At 59.5% G+C, this 20580-nt stretch carries 15 protein-coding genes; 14 read left to right on the top strand and 1 reads right to left on the bottom strand.

What is annotated here, in order from left to right; genetic code table 11:
* The first annotated feature begins 161 nt into the window (after positions 1-161).
* From dksA to AACY08_RS24540, 14 genes are all read left to right on the top strand, one after another.
* Positions 162-605, top strand: a complete 444-nt coding sequence (dksA, locus tag AACY08_RS24605; RefSeq protein WP_025857127.1) for an RNA polymerase-binding protein DksA — start codon at positions 162-164, stop codon at positions 603-605.
* Positions 606-688: 83 nt separating this feature from the next.
* Positions 689-1576 (top strand): tRNA glutamyl-Q(34) synthetase GluQRS, encoded by an 888-nt coding sequence (gene gluQRS / locus AACY08_RS24600; protein ID WP_339471751.1) that lies wholly within the window; start codon positions 689-691, stop codon positions 1574-1576.
* Between the two features lie 62 nt (positions 1577-1638).
* Positions 1639-1815: a hypothetical protein gene (locus AACY08_RS24595; protein ID WP_003176118.1), complete on the top strand. Its 177-nt coding sequence runs from the start codon at positions 1639-1641 to the stop codon at positions 1813-1815.
* Entirely contained in the window at positions 1799-4753 is a 2955-nt protein-coding gene (locus AACY08_RS24590; protein ID WP_175402993.1) for a sensor histidine kinase, read from the top strand. Before AACY08_RS24595 ends, AACY08_RS24590 begins: the two co-directional genes overlap by 17 nt.
* A gap of 22 nt (positions 4754-4775) precedes the next feature.
* A complete protein-coding gene (locus AACY08_RS24585; RefSeq protein ID WP_339471750.1) occupies positions 4776-6206 on the top strand; it encodes a sigma-54-dependent transcriptional regulator in 1431 nt (476 codons plus the stop codon).
* Between the two features lie 708 nt (positions 6207-6914).
* Entirely contained in the window at positions 6915-8318 is a 1404-nt protein-coding gene (locus AACY08_RS24580) for a polynucleotide adenylyltransferase PcnB (protein ID WP_065875682.1), read from the top strand.
* A 2-nt stretch (positions 8319-8320) separates the two neighbouring features.
* Entirely contained in the window at positions 8321-8806 is a 486-nt protein-coding gene (folK, locus tag AACY08_RS24575) for a 2-amino-4-hydroxy-6-hydroxymethyldihydropteridine diphosphokinase (RefSeq protein ID WP_339471749.1), read from the top strand.
* Positions 8807-9084: 278 nt separating this feature from the next.
* Entirely contained in the window at positions 9085-9885 is an 801-nt protein-coding gene (gene panB / locus AACY08_RS24570) for a 3-methyl-2-oxobutanoate hydroxymethyltransferase (protein WP_339471748.1), read from the top strand.
* The gene (gene panC, locus AACY08_RS24565; RefSeq protein WP_339471746.1) at positions 9882-10733 is read left to right on the top strand and encodes a pantoate--beta-alanine ligase; all 852 of its coding nucleotides are present in this window, start codon (positions 9882-9884) and stop codon (positions 10731-10733) included. The genes panB and panC overlap by 4 nt, the downstream gene beginning before the upstream one ends.
* A gap of 226 nt (positions 10734-10959) precedes the next feature.
* Positions 10960-12624, top strand: coding sequence for a glucose-6-phosphate isomerase (gene pgi / locus AACY08_RS24560; RefSeq protein ID WP_339420303.1), 1665 nt, complete (start codon positions 10960-10962; stop codon positions 12622-12624).
* Between the two features lie 105 nt (positions 12625-12729).
* Positions 12730-14667, top strand: coding sequence for an acetate--CoA ligase (acs, locus tag AACY08_RS24555; RefSeq protein ID WP_339471745.1), 1938 nt, complete (start codon positions 12730-12732; stop codon positions 14665-14667).
* Between the two features lie 16 nt (positions 14668-14683).
* The gene (locus AACY08_RS24550) at positions 14684-15553 is read left to right on the top strand and encodes an oxygenase MpaB family protein (RefSeq protein WP_339471743.1); all 870 of its coding nucleotides are present in this window, start codon (positions 14684-14686) and stop codon (positions 15551-15553) included.
* A gap of 57 nt (positions 15554-15610) precedes the next feature.
* Positions 15611-16627, top strand: a complete 1017-nt coding sequence (locus AACY08_RS24545) for a class I SAM-dependent rRNA methyltransferase (protein WP_339420300.1) — start codon at positions 15611-15613, stop codon at positions 16625-16627.
* Between the two features lie 87 nt (positions 16628-16714).
* Positions 16715-19645, top strand: a complete 2931-nt coding sequence (locus tag AACY08_RS24540; protein ID WP_339471742.1) for a DUF748 domain-containing protein — start codon at positions 16715-16717, stop codon at positions 19643-19645.
* Positions 19646-19878: 233 nt separating this feature from the next.
* On the opposite strand, the gene AACY08_RS24535 is transcribed toward AACY08_RS24540, so the two are convergent.
* Positions 19879-20499 carry a BON domain-containing protein gene (locus AACY08_RS24535; RefSeq protein WP_339471741.1) on the bottom strand — a complete coding sequence of 207 codons (621 nt, stop codon included), beginning with the start codon at positions 20497-20499 and terminating at the stop codon, positions 19879-19881.
* Positions 20500-20580: the final 81 nt, after the last annotated feature.

Here is a 20580-nt window from a genome sequence, read left to right as displayed (position 1 = left end):
TGATGTAGTTTGCAACCCCTTAGCCATGGGCCTCGACAACCGGGAGTGGCGCACCCCGAATCTATCTGGTAAGTTCGCCCGCTTGCAGCCGCAGGGCCGGCAGGTGTCGGTGACGTTGCAATCCTGCGCAATGGATTAGAAGAGTGAGAGGCGGTCTATTCATGTCCACCCAAGCAAAGCAACAGCAGACTCAAGGCCTCAACGGCTTCGAACCTTACGTAGAGAAGAAAGGTGAGGAGTACATGGGCGAGCCCATGCGCGAGCACTTCACCAAAATCCTGAACAAGTGGAAACAGGACTTGATGCAGGAGGTGGACCGCACCGTTGACCATATGAAGGACGAAGCAGCCAACTTCCCTGATCCGGCCGACCGTGCGAGCCAGGAAGAAGAATTCGCCCTTGAACTGCGCGCCCGCGATCGCGAGCGCAAGTTGATCAAGAAGATCGACAAGACGCTGCAGCTGATCAAGGACGAAGAATACGGCTGGTGCGAATCCTGCGGTGTCGAGATCGGTATCCGTCGCCTGGAAGCCCGCCCAACCGCGGACCTCTGCGTGGACTGCAAGACCTTGGCCGAAATCAAGGAAAAACAGGTCGGCAAGTAATCCCGCCGAGCTAAACGAATGGGGCGTGCAAACGCCCCATTTTTGTTTCTGGCATTTACCGAATTTCCAGTAGTATCCGGCCCATGACAGCCTCTACCTATATCGGGCGTTTCGCCCCCACGCCCAGTGGCCACTTGCATTTCGGCTCGCTGGTCGCCGCTCTCGCCTCCTACCTTGATGCCCGCGCCAATAACGGCCGCTGGTTGATGCGCATGGAAGACCTCGACCCACCCCGTGAAGCGCCCGGCGCCCAAGCCGCGATCCTGCACGCACTGGAAAGCTACGGCTTTGAATGGGACGGTGAACTGGTCCGACAAAGCGAGCGGCACGAAGCCTACGCCAAAGTGCTGAACGACATGTTCAACCAAGGCCTGGCCTACGCCTGCACCTGCTCACGCAAACAACTGGAACCCTACAACGGGATCTACCCAGGCCTGTGTCGCAATGCCGGTCACGATCAGCAGGACGCCGCCATCCGCTTGCGTGTTCCTGAGCTTGCGTACCACTTTACCGACCGTGTTCAGGGCGAATTCCGACAGCACCTGGGACGCGATGTAGGCGATTTCGTCATCCGTCGCCGAGATGGCCTTTATGCCTATCAACTGGCTGTGGTGCTCGACGATGCATGGCAAGGTGTTACCGACATCGTGCGCGGCGCTGACCTGCTCGACTCCACGCCACGCCAACTCTACTTGCAAGAGTTGCTCGGCCTGCGCCAACCGCGCTACCTGCACGTGCCGCTGATCATCCAGCCGGACGGTAACAAGCTGGGCAAATCCTATCGTTCCCCACCGTTGACGCACGACCAGGCCACGCCTTTGCTACTGAGAGCCCTTCGCGCCCTCGGCCAGCAACCCGGCGCCGAACTGTTGCACGCCAGCCCACGAGAACTGCTGGATTGGGGCATTTCGCACTGGGATGCGACAAAGATCCCGCGTGCACTCACGCTGGCCGAAGCGCAATTGAGCTGAAGGCGCTTGCAGCTTGCCAAGCATCCGTTACCATCGCCGCAGTTTTTCAATCAGAGGCCAACATGTACATCTATCGATTGGTCCTGCTGCTGGTCGTCGGGATCTACCTGTTTTCTCCCGCCATCATGGATTGGTGGATCGACGCCACGGGCGCCTGGTATCGCCCTTATTTGCTGTGGCTGATTCTGATCGTCGTGACTTTCATCCTGCAGAGCCAAAAAGATGCCGATGAGCTTTAGCCTCACGCAGATGCTGCTGATAAGCGCCGCCTATCTGGCCGCGTTGTTCGGCGTCGCCTGGATCAGTGAGCGCGGAATGATTCCGCGGGCGATCATTCGCCATCCGTTGACCTACACCTTGTCCCTGGGCGTGTATGCCAGTGCCTGGGCCTTTTACGGCACCGTAGGCCTGGCTTATCAATACGGTTATGGCTTTCTTTCCAGCTATCTCGGGGTGTCCGGCGCGTTTCTGCTGGCGCCGGTGTTGCTGTACCCGATCCTGAAGATCACCCGCACTTATCAATTGTCATCCTTGGCCGACCTGTTTGCCTTCCGCTTTCGCAGCACCTGGGCCGGCGCACTGACCACCATTTTCATGTTGATCGGTGTATTGCCGTTGCTGGCCCTGCAAATCCAGGCCGTGGCCGACTCCATCAGCATCCTCACCCGCGAGCCGGTGCAACATAGAGTCGCCCTGGCGTTCTGCGCGCTGATCAGCCTGTTCACGATTTTCTTCGGCTCGCGCCATATCGCCACCCGTGAGAAACACGAAGGCCTTGTGTTTGCGATTGCCTTCGAGTCGGTGATCAAGCTGATCGCCATTGGCGGCGTCGGCCTCTATGCGCTGTACGGTGTGTTCGACGGCCCGCAACAGTTGGAGTTGTGGCTGCTGCAGAACCAGACCGCCCTCGCCGCCCTGCACACGCCCCTGCAGGAAGGCCCATGGCGCACGCTGCTGCTGGTGTTCTTCGCCTCGGCGATCGTGATGCCGCACATGTACCACATGACCTTCACCGAAAACCTCAACCCGCGCTCGCTGGTCAGCGCCAGCTGGGGTTTGCCGCTGTTCCTGCTGTTGATGAGCCTAGCTGTGCCGCTGATCCTGTGGGCGGGCCTGAAACTGGGGGCAACCACCAACCCGGAATACTTCACCCTCGGCATCGGCATTGCCGCCAACAGCCCGGCGTTGGCACTGCTGGCTTACGTCGGCGGTTTGTCAGCGGCCAGCGGGTTGATCATCGTCACGACCCTGGCGCTTTCGGGCATGGCACTCAACCATTTGGTATTGCCGCTTTACCAGCCGCCGGCTGAAGGCAACATCTACCGCTGGCTGAAATGGACGCGCCGCGCGCTGATTGTTGCGATCATCATGGCCGGATACGGTTTCTACCTGCTGCTGGGCGCCGGGCAAGACCTGGCCAACCTGGGTATCGTTGCCTTTGTCGCCACCTTGCAGTTCCTGCCGGGTGTGTTGTCGGTACTGTACTGGCCGACCGCCAATCGCCGTGGGTTTATCGCCGGCTTGCTGGCGGGGATCCTGGTGTGGGTCGTGACCATGCTGCTACCGCTGGTCGGCAACCTGCAGGGCTTCTACATTCCGTTGCTGAACATGATTTACGTGCTGGATGACACCAGTTGGCACATGGCGGCGATTGCGTCCTTGGCCGCCAACGTCTTGATGTTCACCCTGATCTCGCTGTTCACCAACGCAAGCCCGGAAGAAACCAGCGCAGCCGAAGCCTGTGCGGTGGATAACGTGCGTCGCCCGCAACGGCGTGAATTGCATGCGGCCTCGCCTCAGGAGTTCGCCACGCAACTGGCCAAGCCTTTGGGCGCCAAGGCAGCGCAAAAGGAAGTCGAACAGGCGCTGCGCGATCTCTACCTGCCGTTCGACGAACGCCGCCCCTACGCGCTGCGTCGTTTACGTGATCGTATCGAAGCCAACCTGTCGGGGCTGATGGGGCCGAGCGTGGCCCAGGACATGGTGGAAACGTTCCTGCCCTATAAGGCCGGCGGCGAAAACTATGTCACCGAAGACATCCATTTCATCGAGAGCCGGCTGGAGGATTACCACTCCCGCCTCACTGGTCTCGCCGCCGAACTCGACGCCCTGCGCCGCTACCACCGCCAGACCCTGCAGGAACTGCCCATGGGCGTGTGTTCCCTGGCCAAGGATCAAGAGATCCTGATGTGGAACAAGGCCATGGAAGAGCTCACGGGCATCCCCGCACAACGCGTCGTCGGTTCACGCCTCAATACCCTGGGCGAGCCGTGGAAAGAATTGCTGCAAGGTTTTATCAACTTGCCCGACGAGCACTTGCACAAGCAGCATCTGGCCCTCGACGGCCAGACACGCTGGCTCAACCTGCACAAGGCCGCCATCGATGAACCCCTCGCCCCCGGTAACAGCGGCCTGGTGTTGCTGGTGGAAGACCTGACCGAAACCCAGATGCTCGAAGACAAGCTGGTGCACTCCGAGCGCCTGGCCAGTATCGGTCGACTGGCAGCGGGGGTGGCCCATGAAATCGGTAATCCGATCACCGGTATCGCGTGCCTGGCGCAGAATCTAAGGGAAGAGCGAGAAGAAGACGGCGAAATTACCGAGATCAGCGGGCAAATCCTCGAACAGACCAAGCGCGTCTCGCGGATCGTGCAGTCGCTGATGAGCTTCGCCCACGCAGGCGGCCATCAGAACCAGGACGAAGCCGTGTGCCTGGCCGAAGTGGCGCAGGATGCCATAGGCTTGCTCGCCTTGAACCGGCGTAATTTCGAAGTACAGTTTTTCAACTTGTGCGACCCGGACCACTGGGTAGATGGCGACTCACAACGCCTGGCTCAAGTGCTGATCAACCTGCTGTCCAACGCCCGCGATGCGACCCCCGCCGGCAGCGCGGTACGCGTCAAGACCGAGGCTTTCGAACATACGGTCGATCTGATCGTCGAAGATGAAGGTAGCGGTATTCCACAGAACATCATGGACCGATTGTTCGAACCCTTCTTCACCACCAAGGACCCGGGTGAAGGTACCGGTCTGGGCCTTGCACTGGTCTATTCCATCGTTGAAGAGCATTATGGACAAATCACCATCGACAGCCCGGCTGACACAGAAAGCCAACGCGGCACCCGTATTCGGGTGACCTTGCCGCGTCATGTCGAAGCGACGTCCGCTGTGAACTGAGACCGTCGAGAGAATTGAATCAATGCCGCACATTTTGATCGTCGAAGACGAAACCATTATCCGCTCTGCCTTGCGTCGCCTGCTTGAACGAAATCAGTACCAAGTCAGCGAAGCCGGCTCTGTGCAGGAAGCCCAGGAGCGATTCAGCATTCCCACGTTCGACCTGATTGTCAGTGACCTGCGCCTGCCTGGCGCACCTGGCACTGAGTTGATCAAGCTCGGCCAAGGCACACCGGTGCTGATCATGACCAGCTACGCCAGCCTGCGTTCGGCGGTGGACTCCATGAAGATGGGCGCGGTGGACTACATCGCCAAGCCTTTCGACCATGACGAAATGCTCCAGGCGGTGGCGCGTATTTTGCGCGACCGTCAGTCGGTCAGCAGCGCGCCTGCCGAACAGCGTCCCGCCAGCAAAGCTGCCGACAAGCCAGGGGTTGATAACAGCAATGGCGAAATCGGCATCATCGGTTCGTGCCCGCCCATGCAGGATCTGTACAGCAAGATCCGCAAAGTCGCGCCGACTGACTCCAATGTATTGATCCAAGGCGAATCAGGCACCGGTAAAGAACTGGTGGCCCGCGCCCTGCACAATCTGTCCAAGCGTGCCAAGGCGCCGATGATTTCGGTGAACTGCGCGGCCATCCCTGAATCCCTGATCGAGTCCGAACTGTTCGGTCACGAGAAAGGCGCGTTCACCGGCGCCAGCGCCGGGCGTGCGGGCCTGGTGGAAGCGGCGGACGGTGGCACCTTGTTCCTCGATGAAATCGGCGAACTGCCATTGGAAGCCCAAGCGCGTTTGCTGCGCGTGCTCCAGGAAGGTGAGATTCGCCGTGTCGGTTCGGTGCAATCGCAAAAGGTCGACGTGCGCCTGATTGCGGCCACCCACCGTGACCTGAAAAGCCTGGCCAAGATCGGGCAGTTCCGTGAAGACCTGTATTACCGCCTGCACGTGATCGCCCTCAAGCTGCCGGCCCTGCGTGAACGCGGCGCCGACGTCAACGAGATCGCCAGCGCGTTCCTGCTGCGCCAGAGCGCACGCATCAACCGTACCGACCTGAAGTTTGCGCCGGATGCCGAGCAGGCGATTCGGCATTACTCGTGGCCGGGTAACGTGCGGGAACTGGAAAATGCGGTCGAGCGCGCGGTAATTCTGTCGGAAAGCCCGGAGATTTCCGCCGAGCTGCTGGGCATCGATATCGAACTGAGCGACTTGGACGACGACGACTTCATCGGCCTGGCCCCACAACCGGGCGGCGGTAGCAATACCAGCCATGAGCCGACGGAAGATTTGTCGCTGGAAGATTACTTCCAGCATTTTGTCCTTGAGCATCAGGACCATATGACCGAGACCGAGCTGGCACGCAAACTGGGCGTGAGCCGCAAGTGCCTGTGGGAACGCCGCCAGCGCCTGGGCATTCCACGGCGCAAGACCGGTGTGGCCAGCGAGAGTTGAGGGTGCGCCCCCACAGGTAACACCCACAGATGTGAAAAAACTGTTACCGCGGATATTTCGCGTAACAAAAGCCGGGGCTTACGGTAACGAAGCCCCGGCTTTTTTTGGTCCATCAAACACCCGAAAGCACCTCAACACCCCGGATTTGCTGGACGGCGCAAAAGTTGGCACGCACCCTGCTATATGCTTAGTACAAAAACAATAACAAGCTTAGTACAAGACAATAAAAATAAGACGAATCGACTCACGCATAACAAAAACAACACGGCGGAGGCGCAGCTAACTGATTCTTTTGGAGAGGCGTTGCATTTGGGGCTTACCCCGCAACCAGGCCGAGAACAACAAAAACTGCCCTAAGGCAGAGCCTGAACTGGTTGGATCGTAGATCAGCAACACAGCAACCAAAGCAATCCGTTTGCTCTTGACTCCCGATTGGGAGTGTCATGAAGGTGAAGCTTCATGGCGAGGGCGATCAACAAAAACAAGAAGCCCGCAACCAATAATAAAAATAGAGCACGCAACTACTTCTGGGGGAGCTTCGGCTCCCCTTGTAGTTTCTGCGAATTGGCTTTCCAGCAATCTCTTGAAGCTTTTGGCTTGGGGCTTGCAGCTTGTTCCTACACCATCCCCTGACTAAATGCTAGAATCCCCGCCCATCATGCGGTCATTCTTCGTTATGGCCGAACATTCCTTCAAACAGTGCATCCCATGCTGAAGAAGTTGTTCCAGTCATTCCGTTCTCCCTTGCGTCGTACGCAACACATTCGCAGCACGCCTGAAGTGCTTAACAGCAATCAGCATTCATTGCAGCGCGCTCAATTCAGCCGTTATGCAGTGAACATCGTCGAACGTTTGCAGAACGCCGGCTACCAGGCTTATCTGGTGGGTGGCTGCGTACGTGACATGCTGCTCAATATCACGCCGAAAGACTTCGACGTCGCCACCAGCGCCACGCCTGAGCAAGTGCGTGCCGAATTCCGCAATGCGCGGATCATCGGCCGGCGCTTCAAGCTGGTGCATATCCACTTCGGTCGCGAAATCATCGAAGTGGCGACGTTCCGTGCAGGCCACCCGCAGAACGATGAAGAGGAAGACACCAATCAATCTTCCCGCAACGAAAGCGGGCGCATCTTGCGCGACAACGTCTATGGCACCCTGGAAGAAGACGCGCAGCGACGCGACTTCACCATCAACGCCCTGTATTACGACCCGGTCAGCGAGCGCATCCTCGATTACGCCAATGGCGTACACGATATTCGTAATAACCTGATCCGCCTGATCGGCGACCCGGTACAACGCTACCAGGAAGACCCGGTGCGCATGCTGCGGGCCGTGCGTTTCGCCGCCAAGCTGAACTTCGGCATCGAGAAGCACACCGCCGCGCCGATTCGCGAACTGGCACCGATGCTGCGCGAGATTCCCTCGGCACGCCTGTTCGAGGAAGTGCTCAAGCTGTTCCTCTCGGGCTACGCCGCCGACACCTTTGAAATGCTGGTGGACCTGCAGTTGTTCGACCCACTGTTCCCGGCCAGCGCCGAGGCTTTGGAACACAACCCGACGTACACCCACACCTTGATCAGCGAAGCGCTGATCAACACCGACCTGCGCATTAAACAGAACAAGCCGGTCACCCCGGCGTTCCTGTTTGCCGCTTTGTTGTGGCCAGCCCTGCCAAAACGCGTACTGCGCCTGCAGGATCGTGGCATGCCGCCGATTCCAGCCATGCAAGAAGCCGCGCATGAGTTGATCGTCGAGCAGTGCCAACGCATCGCCATTCCCAAACGCTTCACCCTGCCGATCCGCGAGATCTGGGACATGCAAGAGCGCCTGCCACGTCGCAGCGGCAAACGCGCCGATCTGTTGCTGGATAACCCGCGCTTCCGCGCCGGCTACGACTTCCTGCTGCTGCGCGAAAGCGCCGGCGAGCAGACCGACGGCCTGGGCGAATGGTGGACCGACTACCAGGACGCCAATGACAGCGAGCGCCGCGACATGATTCGTGACCTCGGCAGCAAAGGCGATGGCGAAGGCGCTGGCCCTAAGAAGCGTCGACGCAGCAGCACCAAACGCAAGCGCAGTTCGGCTGACGCCTCGGGCGCTGCAGGCGAATAAACGTGGAACGTATCTACATCGGCATGGGCAGCAATCTGGCTGCCCCGGATCAGCAATTGCGCAGCGCTATCGAAGCGCTGGCACAATTGCCAGGCACCACCGTTGCTGGCGTCTCCGCCTTTTATCAAAGTGACTCCCTGCTCCCAGGCCAACCGCGCTACACCAATGCGGTTGCTGCCTTGGACAGTAGCCTTGCGCCCCTTGAACTGCTGGATGCGCTGCAAGCCATCGAGAACGATCAAGGCCGCGAACGCCTTGAGCGTTGGGGCCCGCGCACTCTCGACCTGGACATCCTGCTGTTTGGCGATCGCCTGATCGACGAGCCGCGCCTCAAGGTGCCGCACTATCAAATGCACCTGCGGGCGTTTGTGCTGTATCCACTGGCCGAGCTGGCGCCCGCCGCGCTGCAACTGCCCGACGGGCAAATGCTCAGCGACTTGCTGGCCGCCTGCCCGTTTCTCGGCCTGGAACGCTTGCCCCAAGACTGACTGGGTCAATGTGGGAGCCTGCGCACTTAAAATCGCTTTCCCACTTGCTGGATCGCGTCAGTAACAGCGGTAACACAGCCATCGTAACAATGCGGTAACACATCCAATTGACTTCCCGTGCCCTCCTCACGACTATAGGCGTCCCGCTGCCGCCAACCCGGCGCTAAAGGGCGCAATCCAGGCCTTATAAGCACTGCTCTCAAGACAGTGCGCCTGAATAAACGAAGACTCACGCGCGTTACTCGCTGTTTCCAAGCGCCTGAACGAGGACCCTTTTCATGCCAGACATTACCCTGACCACCTTGCAGAGCCTCAAGCTCAAGGGTGAAAAAATCACCATGCTGACCTGCTATGACGCCACGTTCGCCCACGCCAGCCGCCAGGCCGGGGTTGAAGTGTTGCTGGTGGGCGACTCCCTGGGCATGGTTCTTCAAGGGAATGACAGCACCCTGCCCGTCACCACCGATGAATTGGCGTACCACACGGCCAGCGTCAAGCGCGGCAACGACGGCGCGTTTATCATCGCCGACCTGCCGTTCATGGGTTACGCGACGCTCGAACAGACTTTCCAGAATGCCGGCAAGTTGATGCAAGCCGGTGCGCACATGATCAAAGTTGAAGGCGCGGTGTGGCTTGCCGAATCGATCCGCCTACTGGCGGAACGTGGTGTGCCGGTGTGCGCACACATGGGCCTGACGCCACAGTCGGTGAACCTCCTCGGCGGCTACAAGGTACAGGGCCGCAATGAGGCGCAGGCACGGCAGATGCGTGCCGATGCAATCGCCCTGGAACAAGCAGGCGCTGCAATGATCCTGCTCGAGTGCGTGCCGAGCGAACTGGCCGCCGAAATCACCCAGGCCGTCAAAGTGCCAGTCATCGGTATCGGCGCGGGTTCCGCAACCGATGGCCAGGTGCTGGTGTTACACGACATGCTCGGCCTGTCGATCACCGGCCGCGTGCCAAAATTCGTTAAGAATTTCATGATTGGCCAGGCCAGTATCCACGACGCATTGAGCGCCTATGTTGCTGAAGTCAAAGGCGTAACGTTCCCTGGCGCCGAACACGGATTCTCTGCATGAACACCGTAAAAACCGTACGCGAATTGCGTGCTGCCGTGACTCACGCCCGCAGCGCCGGCAAGCGCATAGGCTTTGTGCCGACCATGGGCAACTTGCACAGCGGTCACGCCACACTGGTGACCAAGGCAGCCCAGCAGGCGGACTTCGTCGTCGCCAGCATCTTCGTCAACCCGCTGCAATTCGGCGCCGGTGAAGACCTGGACAAATACCCGCGCACCTTGGCTGCCGACCAGGAAAAGCTGCTGCAAGCCGGTTGCAGTCTATTGTTCGCACCTACTGTCGAAGAAATGTACCCCGGGGGCATGACCGGCCAAACTCGCGTCAGCGTGCCGCAACTGTCCGAAGGCCTGTGCGGCGCCAGCCGCCCGGGGCATTTCGAAGGTGTGGCAACGGTGGTCAGCAAACTGTTCAACATGGTCCAGCCGGACACGGCCGTGTTTGGCCAGAAGGATTACCAGCAACTGGCCGTGATCCGCGCCATGGTCCATGACCTGAATATGCCGATCCAGATCATCGGCGAACCCACCGTGCGCGCCGACGACGGCCTTGCGCTGTCGTCACGCAACGGCTACCTCACCGACGAGCAACGCGCTATTGCGCCGGTGCTGTACGGCTGCCTCACCCTGATCGCTGCTGCGATCAAAGCCGGTGACCACGACTTCGCGACGTTGCGCGCCGAACAGGTCCAGCAAATCGAAGCCGCCGGGTTGCGCCTGGACTACCTCGAGGTACGCCAGGGTGTGCATCTGCGCCCGGCCACTGCCGAGGATCGGGATATCGTCATTCTGGTAGCCGCCTACCTGGGCGCCACTCGCCTCATCGACAACCTGCATCTGACCCTCGACTGACCCCCTTGCAGTTGCCCTTCTCGCTGCGTCAATAAAAAGTGCCGGTGCAAAAAAGTACCGGCATAAGCGCAGACAAAACCAAGACATATCGACACGCTAGGTTTAATGTAATCGCCCTGCGCTATGGTTAGCGCTGTCCCGAACCCATTCCTTGATGAAAGACTGGACGTTCCGGGCTCAGAAGTGTCCTAAAGGCAGTCCCCGTAATAAAAGGAAACCCGCAGCGATGGCGTACTACCGCACTCCTCATGACGTTACCGCTCTGCCCGCCTGGCAAGCGCTCAATCAACACCGCCAAGCCATGCAGGATTTCAGCATGCGCGAAGCGTTCAATGCCGATCCTCAGCGCTTTTCCCAGTTCACCTTGAGCAGCTGCGGACTTTTCCTCGATTACTCGAAAAATCTGATCACCAGCGAAACCCGCGACCTGCTGGTGGCCCTGGCAAAGGAAGTGAATCTCAAAGGCGCGATCGATGCGCTGTACGCAGGCGAGCCAGTCAACTCCTCCGAAGGCCGCCCTGCCCTGCACACCGCCTTGCGCCGCCCAGTGGGTGACAAGCTGTCGGTCAACGGCGTGAACATCATGCCGGACGTGCACAAGGTGCTGAACCAGATCACTGACCTGGTCGGCCGCATCCACGACGGTTTGTGGCGTGGCTACACCGAGAAGCCGATCACCGACGTAGTGAACATCGGTATCGGCGGCTCGTTCCTCGGCCCGGAGCTGGTTTCCGAGGCGCTGTTGTCCTACGCGCATAAAGGCGTGCGCTGCCATTACCTGGCAAACATTGACGGCAGCGAGTTCCACGAGCTAACCATGAAGCTGCGCGCCGAGACCACCCTGTTTATCGTCTCGTCGAAATCCTTCAACACCCTGGAAACCCTGAAAAACGCCCAGGCCGCCCGCGCCTGGTACCTGGCCCAGGGTGGCTCGGAAGCCGAGCTGTATCGCCACTTCATCGCCGTGTCGAGCAACAACGCGGCCGCCGTGGCTTTCGGTATCCGCGAAGAGAACATCTTCCCGATGTGGGACTGGGTCGGCGGCCGTTACTCGCTGTGGTCAGCCATCGGTTTGCCCATCGCCTTGGCCATCGGCATGTCCAACTTCAAGGAACTGCTGTCCGGTGCCTACACCATGGACCAGCATTTCCAGAACGCGCCATTCGAAGCCAACATGCCGGTGCTGCTGGGCTTACTGGGCGTGTGGTATGGCAACTTCTGGGGTGCGCAAAGCCATGCGATCCTGCCGTACGACCACTACCTGCGTAACATCACCAAACACTTGCAGCAGTTGGACATGGAATCAAACGGCAAAAGCGTGCGGCAGGACGGCACGCCAGTGTCTACCGATACCGGCCCGGTGATCTGGGGCGGCGTGGGCTGCAACGGTCAGCATGCTTACCACCAGTTGCTGCACCAAGGGACCCAACTGATCCCGGCCGACTTCATCGTGCCAATCGTCAGCTTCAACCCGGTGTCCGACCACCATCAGTGGCTGTATGCCAACTGCTTGTCCCAGAGCCAGGCGCTGATGCTCGGCAAGACCCGCAGCGAAGCCGAAGCCGAGTTGCGCGACAAGGGCATCTCGGAAGAAGAAGTGCAGAAACTTGCGCCGCACAAGGTGATCCCGGGCAACCGTCCGAGCAACACCCTTGTGGTCGAGCGTATCAGCCCGCGTCGCTTGGGCGCGCTGGTTGCCATGTATGAGCACAAAGTGTTCGTGCAGAGCGTGATCTGGGGTATCAACGCCTTCGACCAATGGGGCGTGGAACTTGGCAAAGAGCTGGGCAAGGGCGTCTACAACCGCCTGACCGGTGCCGAGGAAACCCTGGCTGACGATGCGTCGACTCAGGGCCTGATCAACTACTTCCGTGGTCGTCACCGCGGCTGATTCAGGTATTGCAGGGCCAACGTCCATTTGGAGGTTGGCCTTGAACCCTCCCCCTGCAGGGTGCATCTTTATGACTTGTGGCTAAAACAAGAATAAGGATCGCTCATGTTCGATATCAGCACGTTCCCCACCGCCGATGCCGTCCGCCGGGCTGCGCAACTCAATCAAGAGGACTATCAACGCCTCTATCGCCAATCCATCGATCAACCGGACACGTTCTGGGCTGAACAGGCCAAAGGCTTTCTCGACTGGATAACCCCTTGGCACACCGTTCAACGCTCAGACATCAAGACCGGTGCTGCGCAATGGTTTGCCGGCGGCCAATTGAACGTCAGCTACAACTGCATCGACCGCCACCTGGCGCAACGCGCCGATCAGCCGGCCTTCATCTGGGAAGGCGATGATCCGACAAATTCTTCCAAAATCACGTACCGCCAACTGCACCAGAACGTCAGCCGCCTGGCCAATGTGCTGAAAAGCCGCGGCGTGAAGAAAGGCGACCGGGTGTGCATCTACATGCCGATGATCCCGGAAGCAGCCTACGCCATGCTCGCCTGCACGCGGATTGGCGCGGTGCATTCCGTGGTGTTTGGTGGCTTCTCGCCGGACGCCCTGCGCGACCGTATTCTCGACGCAGACTGCCGCACCGTGATCACCGCTGACGAAGGCGTGCGCGGCGGTAAGCCAGTGGCGCTGAAACAGAATGTCGACAAAGCCCTGACCAACTGCCCGAACGTCAGTACGGTGCTGGTGGTGGAACGCACGGGTGCGACCGTTAACTGGACCGAAGCCCGCGACCTCAAGTATCAACAGGCTCTGGATGCCGCAAGCGACGACTGCCCGCCCGAGCCGATGGACGCCGAAGACCCGCTGTTCATCCTCTACACCTCCGGCAGCACCGGTAAACCCAAGGGCGTCCTGCACACCACGGGCGGTTACCTGCTGCAAGCGGCGATGACCTTCAAATACGTGCTCGACTACCGCGACGGCGAAGTGTTCTGGTGCACAGCCGATGTGGGCTGGGTCACCGGTCACAGTTACATCGTGTACGGCCCGCTGGCCAATGGCGCGACCTCGCTGATATTCGAAGGCGTACCAAGCTACCCGGACAGCTCGCGCTTCTGGCAGGTCATCGACAAGCACAAGGTCAACATCTTCTACACCGCGCCCACTGCCTTGCGCGCGTTGATGCGCGAAGGCCACGGCCCGCTGGAGAACACGTCCCGCGCCAGCCTGCGCTTGCTGGGCAGCGTCGGCGAACCGATCAACCCGGAAGCCTGGGACTGGTACTTCAACGCGGTGGGCGAACAGCGCTGCCCGATTGTGGATACCTGGTGGCAAACCGAGACCGGCGGCATCATGCTCAGCCCACTGGTCAGCGCCCAGCGGATCAAACCCGGTTGTGCCACCCAGCCGATGTTCGGCGTACAACCCGTATTGCTTGACGAGCAAGGCAAGGAATTCAGCGGCGCCGGCAGCGGTGTGCTGGCGATCAAAGCCAGCTGGCCCGGGCAGATCCGCAGTGTGTACGGCGATCCGCAGCGCATGATCGACACCTATTTCAAACCCTACCCCGGTTACTACTTCACCGGCGACGGCGCGCGACGCGACGAAGACGGCGATTATTGGATCACTGGCCGCATTGACGATGTGATCAACGTGTCCGGCCACCGTATCGGCACCGCCGAGGTGGAGAGCGCGCTGGTCCTGCATGACTTGGTGGCCGAAGCCGCCGTGGTGGGTTACCCCCACGACGTCAAAGGCCAGGGCGTCTATGCGTTTGTCACGCCCATGAATGGGGTGGAACCCGACGACGCGCTGAAAGAGCACCTGCTGGCGTTGGTCAGCAAGGAAATCGGCAGTTTTGCCAAGCCGGAACTGATCCAATGGGCCCCGGCCTTGCCGAAAACCCGTTCCGGCAAGATCATGCGCAGGATTTTGCGCAAGATCGCCTGCAACGAACTCGACAGCCTCGGTGATACCTCGACCCTGGCCGACCCGAGCGTCGTAGAGAGTTTGATCGACAAACGCCTGAACCGATAGGAAGCCCCGAGTCGCCATGGAATTTATCCGCAGCCGTATCGAAAACCAGCTGATGAGCCTGACCGGCTTGTCGCTGGGCCAGTTGGACCTGGAAAACCCCAAGGGCGACCCAGGCCTGTTCGGGCCCGACTCGGTGAGTTGGCAAGTACATGGCGATTTCAGCAGTATGCTTATCGGCGGCATCAGTGCCTTGATGCTGCAAGCTTTGCACCCACTGGCCCTGGCGGGTGTGTGGGACCATTCCAATTTTCGCCAGGACATGCTCGGGCGGTTGCGGCGTACCTCGCAGTTCATCTCGGGCACCACCTTTGGCGCGCGAAAAGATGCCGAATGGCTGATCGAGAAAGTCCGCACCATTCACCTGCAGGTGGTCGGCCATGCGCCGGACGGGCGACCTTATGCGGCCAGCGACCCGGAGCTGCTGACTTGGGTGCATGTCGCGGAGGTCAGTAACTTCTTGGCCGCCCACCTTCGCTACCGCAACCCGCACCTTTCAGGTCGAGACCAGGACCGTTACTACAGTGAAATTGCCTTGGTGGCCGAGCGTCTGGGCGCGCAGGGTGTTCCGCATTCCCGGCAGGAAGTGTCGGATTATCTGGCACGCATACGTCCGCAGTTGCTGTGCGATGACCGCAGCCGGGAAGTGTTGCGCCTGCTGCTGAATGCGCCCTCCCCCAGTACCCTTGCCAAGCCCTTTGGCGCCTTGATGATGCGAGCCGGGATCGACCTGCTGCCTGACTGGGCCAGCGCCATGCTCGGTCAGCACCAGAGTCCGCTGCAACGCCAGATGATCCGTGCCGGGGTCAAACGCAGTGCGCCGATGCTGCGTTGGGCGATGCGCAATGGTTCGGTGCAACGGGCCCATCGGCGGATGGGGTTGATGTAGGCGACGGCGCATAACTGTTAAACTTCGCGCCCTCATTTCCCCAGCAAGGCGCGCTCCATGTCTTCCTTGAATCAGGCGCTGCGCGCCGCCCTCGATCATCGCCAAGACCTGATCAGCGAACTGCACGCCCAAGACACCGACTGCTACCGGCTGTTCCACGGCAGCCAGGAAGGCGCTGGCGGCCTGACCATCGACCGCTACGGCCCTCAACTGCTGGTGCAGAGCTTTCACCAGTCCCTGGAAACGGCAGACCTGCTGGACCTGCATCAACAGATCAACCAGTACTTGGGCCTGGAATTGCTACTGGTCTACAACGACCGTTCCCGTGGCAATTCGCGCGTTGACCGCGAAGACACGGTGTATCGTGCCGAACCTGCTGCACTGGAAGACCTGGTGGGTCACGAGTGGGGGCTCAATTACCGCGTACGCGGGCGGCATGCTGGGCAGGATCCACTGCTGTTCCTCGACCTGCGCAACACCCGGGGCTGGGTCAAGGAGCACAGCGCCGGTAAAAGCGTGCTGAACCTGTTCGCCTATACCTGCGGCGTCGGCCTGAGCGCGGCCGCCGGTGGTGCCCGCGAGGTATGTAACCTGGACTTCGCCGAGGGCAACCTCGCAGTCGGGCGCGAAAATAGCCTGCTGAACCCACAATTGCCGACCCTGCAATTCGTGCAATCCGACTACTTCCCGGCGATCCGCCAACTGGCGGGCCTGCCGATCACCCAGCGTCGCGGGCAGAAACTGCCAAGCTATCCGCGCCTGGAGCAACGTCAATACGACTTGGTATTGCTGGACCCTCCGGCCTGGGCCAAGAGCGCGTTCGGCACCGTCGACCTGCTGCGCGACTATCAAAGCCTGCTCAAACCCGCATTGCTTGCCACCGCAGACAACGGCGTGCTGATCTGCTGCAACAACCTGGCAAAGGTCAGCATGGAGGATTGGCGCGAACAGGTGCTGCGTTGTGCGCAAAAGGCCGGGCGCCCGGTGCGTGACTGGACAATCATGACGCCCGGTGCGGACTTTCCCTCACAGGATCAACAGCCCCCGCTGAAAACCCTGATACTCCAACTGTAAGGCGTTTCCCAAAGGCCCTGCGCTTCGGAACCGAAAACCCGTGCCATACTCCAAGGCACTCTTGTTTGATATAGATGGCGCCGCCCCATGCCCAAAGGATTGATTCGCGCCGCTGGCGCTTTGTTGACCGCCCTTGCCCTTTACAGCTTGCTGGGCTTTTTGATTCTCCCCGGTATCGCGCTTCGCATTGCCAACCAGCAACTGGCCAATTACGCGACGGTGCCAGCGCGGATCGAGCGAATAGAGCTCAACCCGTTCAGTCTGGAAGTGACGGCATGGGGGCTCAAAATAGGCGAGCCTGGCAATGAACAAGTGGGGTTCGAACGCCTCTACGCCAACCTGCAAATCGACAGTCTATGGACCCGAGCCCTGCACCTGGCTGATGTGCAATTGGACAAGCCCAAGACCGAGTTGCTGTTCGACAAGTCCGGCAAGTTGAATCTGGCGCAGTTGTTCAAGTTGCCCGCCAGCGAGCCCGCCCCGGCCGATCCGGATGCCAAGCCTTTCCCGTTACGTGTCGATGGCATCAAATTGTCGAGCGGCTATGTGCACTTTCAAGACTTACGCCCCAGCGAACCTATCGAATTTCTATACGACTCACTCGACTTCGAGCTGAAAAACCTCAGCACCCTGCCTGAAGATAATGCCGACATGACGCTGGTCGCGGCGGGGCCTGACGGTGGGAGAATCGATTGGAAAGGTAGTTTCAGCCTGGTGCCGATTACCTCCGAAGGTACACTGAAGGTCACCGATGGCAAGATGAAAGCCTGGTGGCCCTATGTACGTGACGCCTTGCCCCTGGTGCTGGAAGACGGTGTGCTCAACTTCAGCACCGAATACACGTTCAGCCTGGCCAAAGAGACTGAACTGAACCTGACCAACACCGCCGCCAGCATCGCGCCATTTGCCATCAAAGCACCGGACGGCCGCCCGTTGGTGCGCCTGGAGCGCTTGGACGTCATCGAGTCCACGGTGGACCTGGCCAAGCAGCAGGTAATCGTCGGTAAGATCCGCAGCAACAAGCTGGAAACCTGGGCGGCCCTTGAGGCCGATGGGCAACTGGACTGGCAGAAACTGTTCGCCAGTCAACCCAGTAAACCCGCCAAGGCGCCGGAGCCTGTCAGCGCTCCGGCCACTGCCGACTCGCCAAAAGCCGAACCTGCGGCGCCGAGCAAACCGTGGCAGGTCCTGCTCAAGGATGTGCAACTACGCAACTATCAAGTGCACCTGGCCGACCGTCAGGCCAAGCCGGCGGTTGCGCTGGAACTGGGCCCGTTGAACGTCGATGTGCAGAACTTCGATAGCCTCAACCAGAACCCGTTCACCTTGAAGCTCGACACGGGGCTGGGCAAACAAGGCAAAATCCAGGCGACCGGAGAGGTCAACCTCAACCCAGTCAGCGCCAAGCTGAAGGTAAATACCCAAGACATCGACCTGCGGGTCGCCCAGTCCTACATCAGTCCGTTCATCCGCCTGGAACTGCGTAGCGGCATGCTCAGCAGCAATCTCGATGTGAACCTGAAAGGCACCGCCCCTCTGAAGTTGCAGGTCACCGGTCGGGCGCAGGTCGACCAACTGCACACCCTGGACACCCTCAAAACGCGCGATTTCCTCAAATGGCAGCGCCTGGTACTCGAAGGCGTGAACTATCAGCACGGCGACAGCCTGTCGATCGACAAGGTCAACCTGCAGCAACCGTATGCGCGCTTCATGATCAATGATGACCGCACCACCAACATCGACGACCTGCTGATTCCACAGCCGGCCGACAGTGGTGCTAAGTCAGCAGCCAAACCGGCCAGCAAAGATAAGCCCCTGGGCATTCGTATCGGCCAGATTGCGATCAACGACGGCTCCGCCAACTTTGCCGACTTCAGCCTCACACCTAACTTCGCCACGGCGATTCAACAACTCAACGGACAAATCGGCACTATCGACAGCCGACAGGCCAAACCGGCCAGCGTCGACATCAAGGGTAAGGTGGACCGTTACGCGCCCGTCACCATCAAAGGCAGCGTGAACCCGTTTGATCCAATGGCGGCGCTGGACATCGCCACCAGCTTCAAGCGCGTCGAACTGACTAACCTGACGCCCTACTCCGGCAAGTTCGCCGGCTTCCGTATCCGCAAGGGCCGACTCAACCTTGACCTGCACTACGTGATCACCAAGGGCCAATTGAAGGCCGAAAACAAAGTGGTCGTCGAACAATTGCAACTGGGCGAGAAGGTCGACAGCACTGATGCGGTGGACTTGCCGATTCGCCTGGCGATTGCGCTACTCAAAGACACTAACGGCAAAATCACCATCGAGTTGCCAGTGACGGGCGATTTGAACAATCCCCAATTCAGCGTAATGCCGATCGTTTGGCAGACCCTGCGCAATCTCGTGGCCCGCGCGGCGACGGCGCCCTTCAAGTTCATCGGTGGGCTGGTGACCGGTGGGGGCTCGGAAGACCTCGGTAATGTCTCGTTCGGCCCGGGTTCCAGCGAGCTGAACAAAGACGCCGAGGGCGCCTTGAACACGCTGGCCAAGGCGCTTAAAGAGCGCCCTGCGCTGCGCCTGGAAATCGAAGGCACGGCCGCTGCCAGCAGCGACGGGCCGTTCCTCGCCGCGCAGCGCCTGGAACGCGAATACCAATACAACTACTACAAGATGCTGCAACGCCGTGGTGACAAGGTTCCGGCCCAGGCTTCCTTGCTGGAAGTACCGGAAAGTGAAAAAGCACCGTTGCTGGAAGGCATCTACCGCACCCGTCTGAAACAGCAGCCGCCGGCGGAGTGGAAAGACCTCAGCCGCGATGAACGTACCGCCAAGCTGAAGGACGGCGTTATCAAATTCTGGAGTGGCAGTGATGTGTTGCTGCGCCAGTTGGGCCAAGACCGCGCAAGCACTATCAAGGATTACCTGGTAGACAAAGGACAGTTGGAAGATGACCGGGTGTACTTCATCGATGCCAACCTGGGGCAGGCAGAGAAAGATGGTCGAGTGGTGACACCGATGCATCTGGATGCTGAGTGACCCGACCTCTACGCACACCTGAATGGGGAAGCGGGCTTGCTCGCTCCCACATTTGATCTTCATAAGCCTACAAAACGTATTCCGAGCCAGAATAGAACAGGCCCCGACACAAGTGCCGGGGCCTGTAATGACCACATCCGTGTGGTCGGTCGCATGAACTGGTGGAGGTGCGTTGAGTGTATATCTAGCTCACTCGCCGCCGCCGACGTTTAGTTCAGGCGAATTCTGGAGCGTTACTCTGCTTTCAGGCCATCAGCCGATACAGCTTTAACGCCTTTGATTTTTTTGGTGATTGCCACGGCAGTGGCCTTCTGCGACTCAGTCACGGCAGTAGAGGACGACAGGGAAACCACGCCTTTGTTGGTTTCGACTTTGATGTCGGTGCCAGGAATGCCTTTCTCGGTTACCAAGTCAGCTTTCACTTTGGTGGTGATCCAAGTATCCGAGGTAGCGCCTTTGGCGTCAGCAGCAGCGGCCTTGGTTTTGTCCATGTTATCGGCTTTAGTTGCACCGCCAGCCATCAGGCCATCAGCAGAAACCGCAGTCACACCTTTGATTTTCTTGGTGATCGCCACAGCAGTGGCTTTCTGAGCGTCCGAGACAGCGACTTCGGAAGACAGGGAAACCACGCCTTTGTTGGTTTCAACCTCAATATCCGAGCCCGGGATGCCTTTTTCAGTCAGCAGGTCAGCTTTGACTTTGGTAGTGATCCAAGTGTCCGAGGTGGCTTCTTTAGCCTTGGTCACTTCACCAGCAGCCAGGGTCATTGGCGCTTGGGAAGTCTGGGCAAAGGCCACGTTAGCACCCATGGCCAGGGTCAGAGCGGTAGCAGTAGCGAGAGCGAACTTCTTCATACGAGTAACTCCTGTTTTATTAAAAGACTGCAGTGTGTGAACCTTGATGCTGCAGCGCTAACAGGGTTGTTGCAGGCACTG

Source organism: Pseudomonas sp. EL_65y_Pfl1_R83, assembly GCF_963970695.1.
Taxonomy (GTDB): domain Bacteria; phylum Pseudomonadota; class Gammaproteobacteria; order Pseudomonadales; family Pseudomonadaceae; genus Aquipseudomonas; species Aquipseudomonas tritici.
The sequence above is the reverse complement of the archived record's forward strand: the minus strand, read 5'-3'. Positions and strand labels throughout refer to the sequence as shown.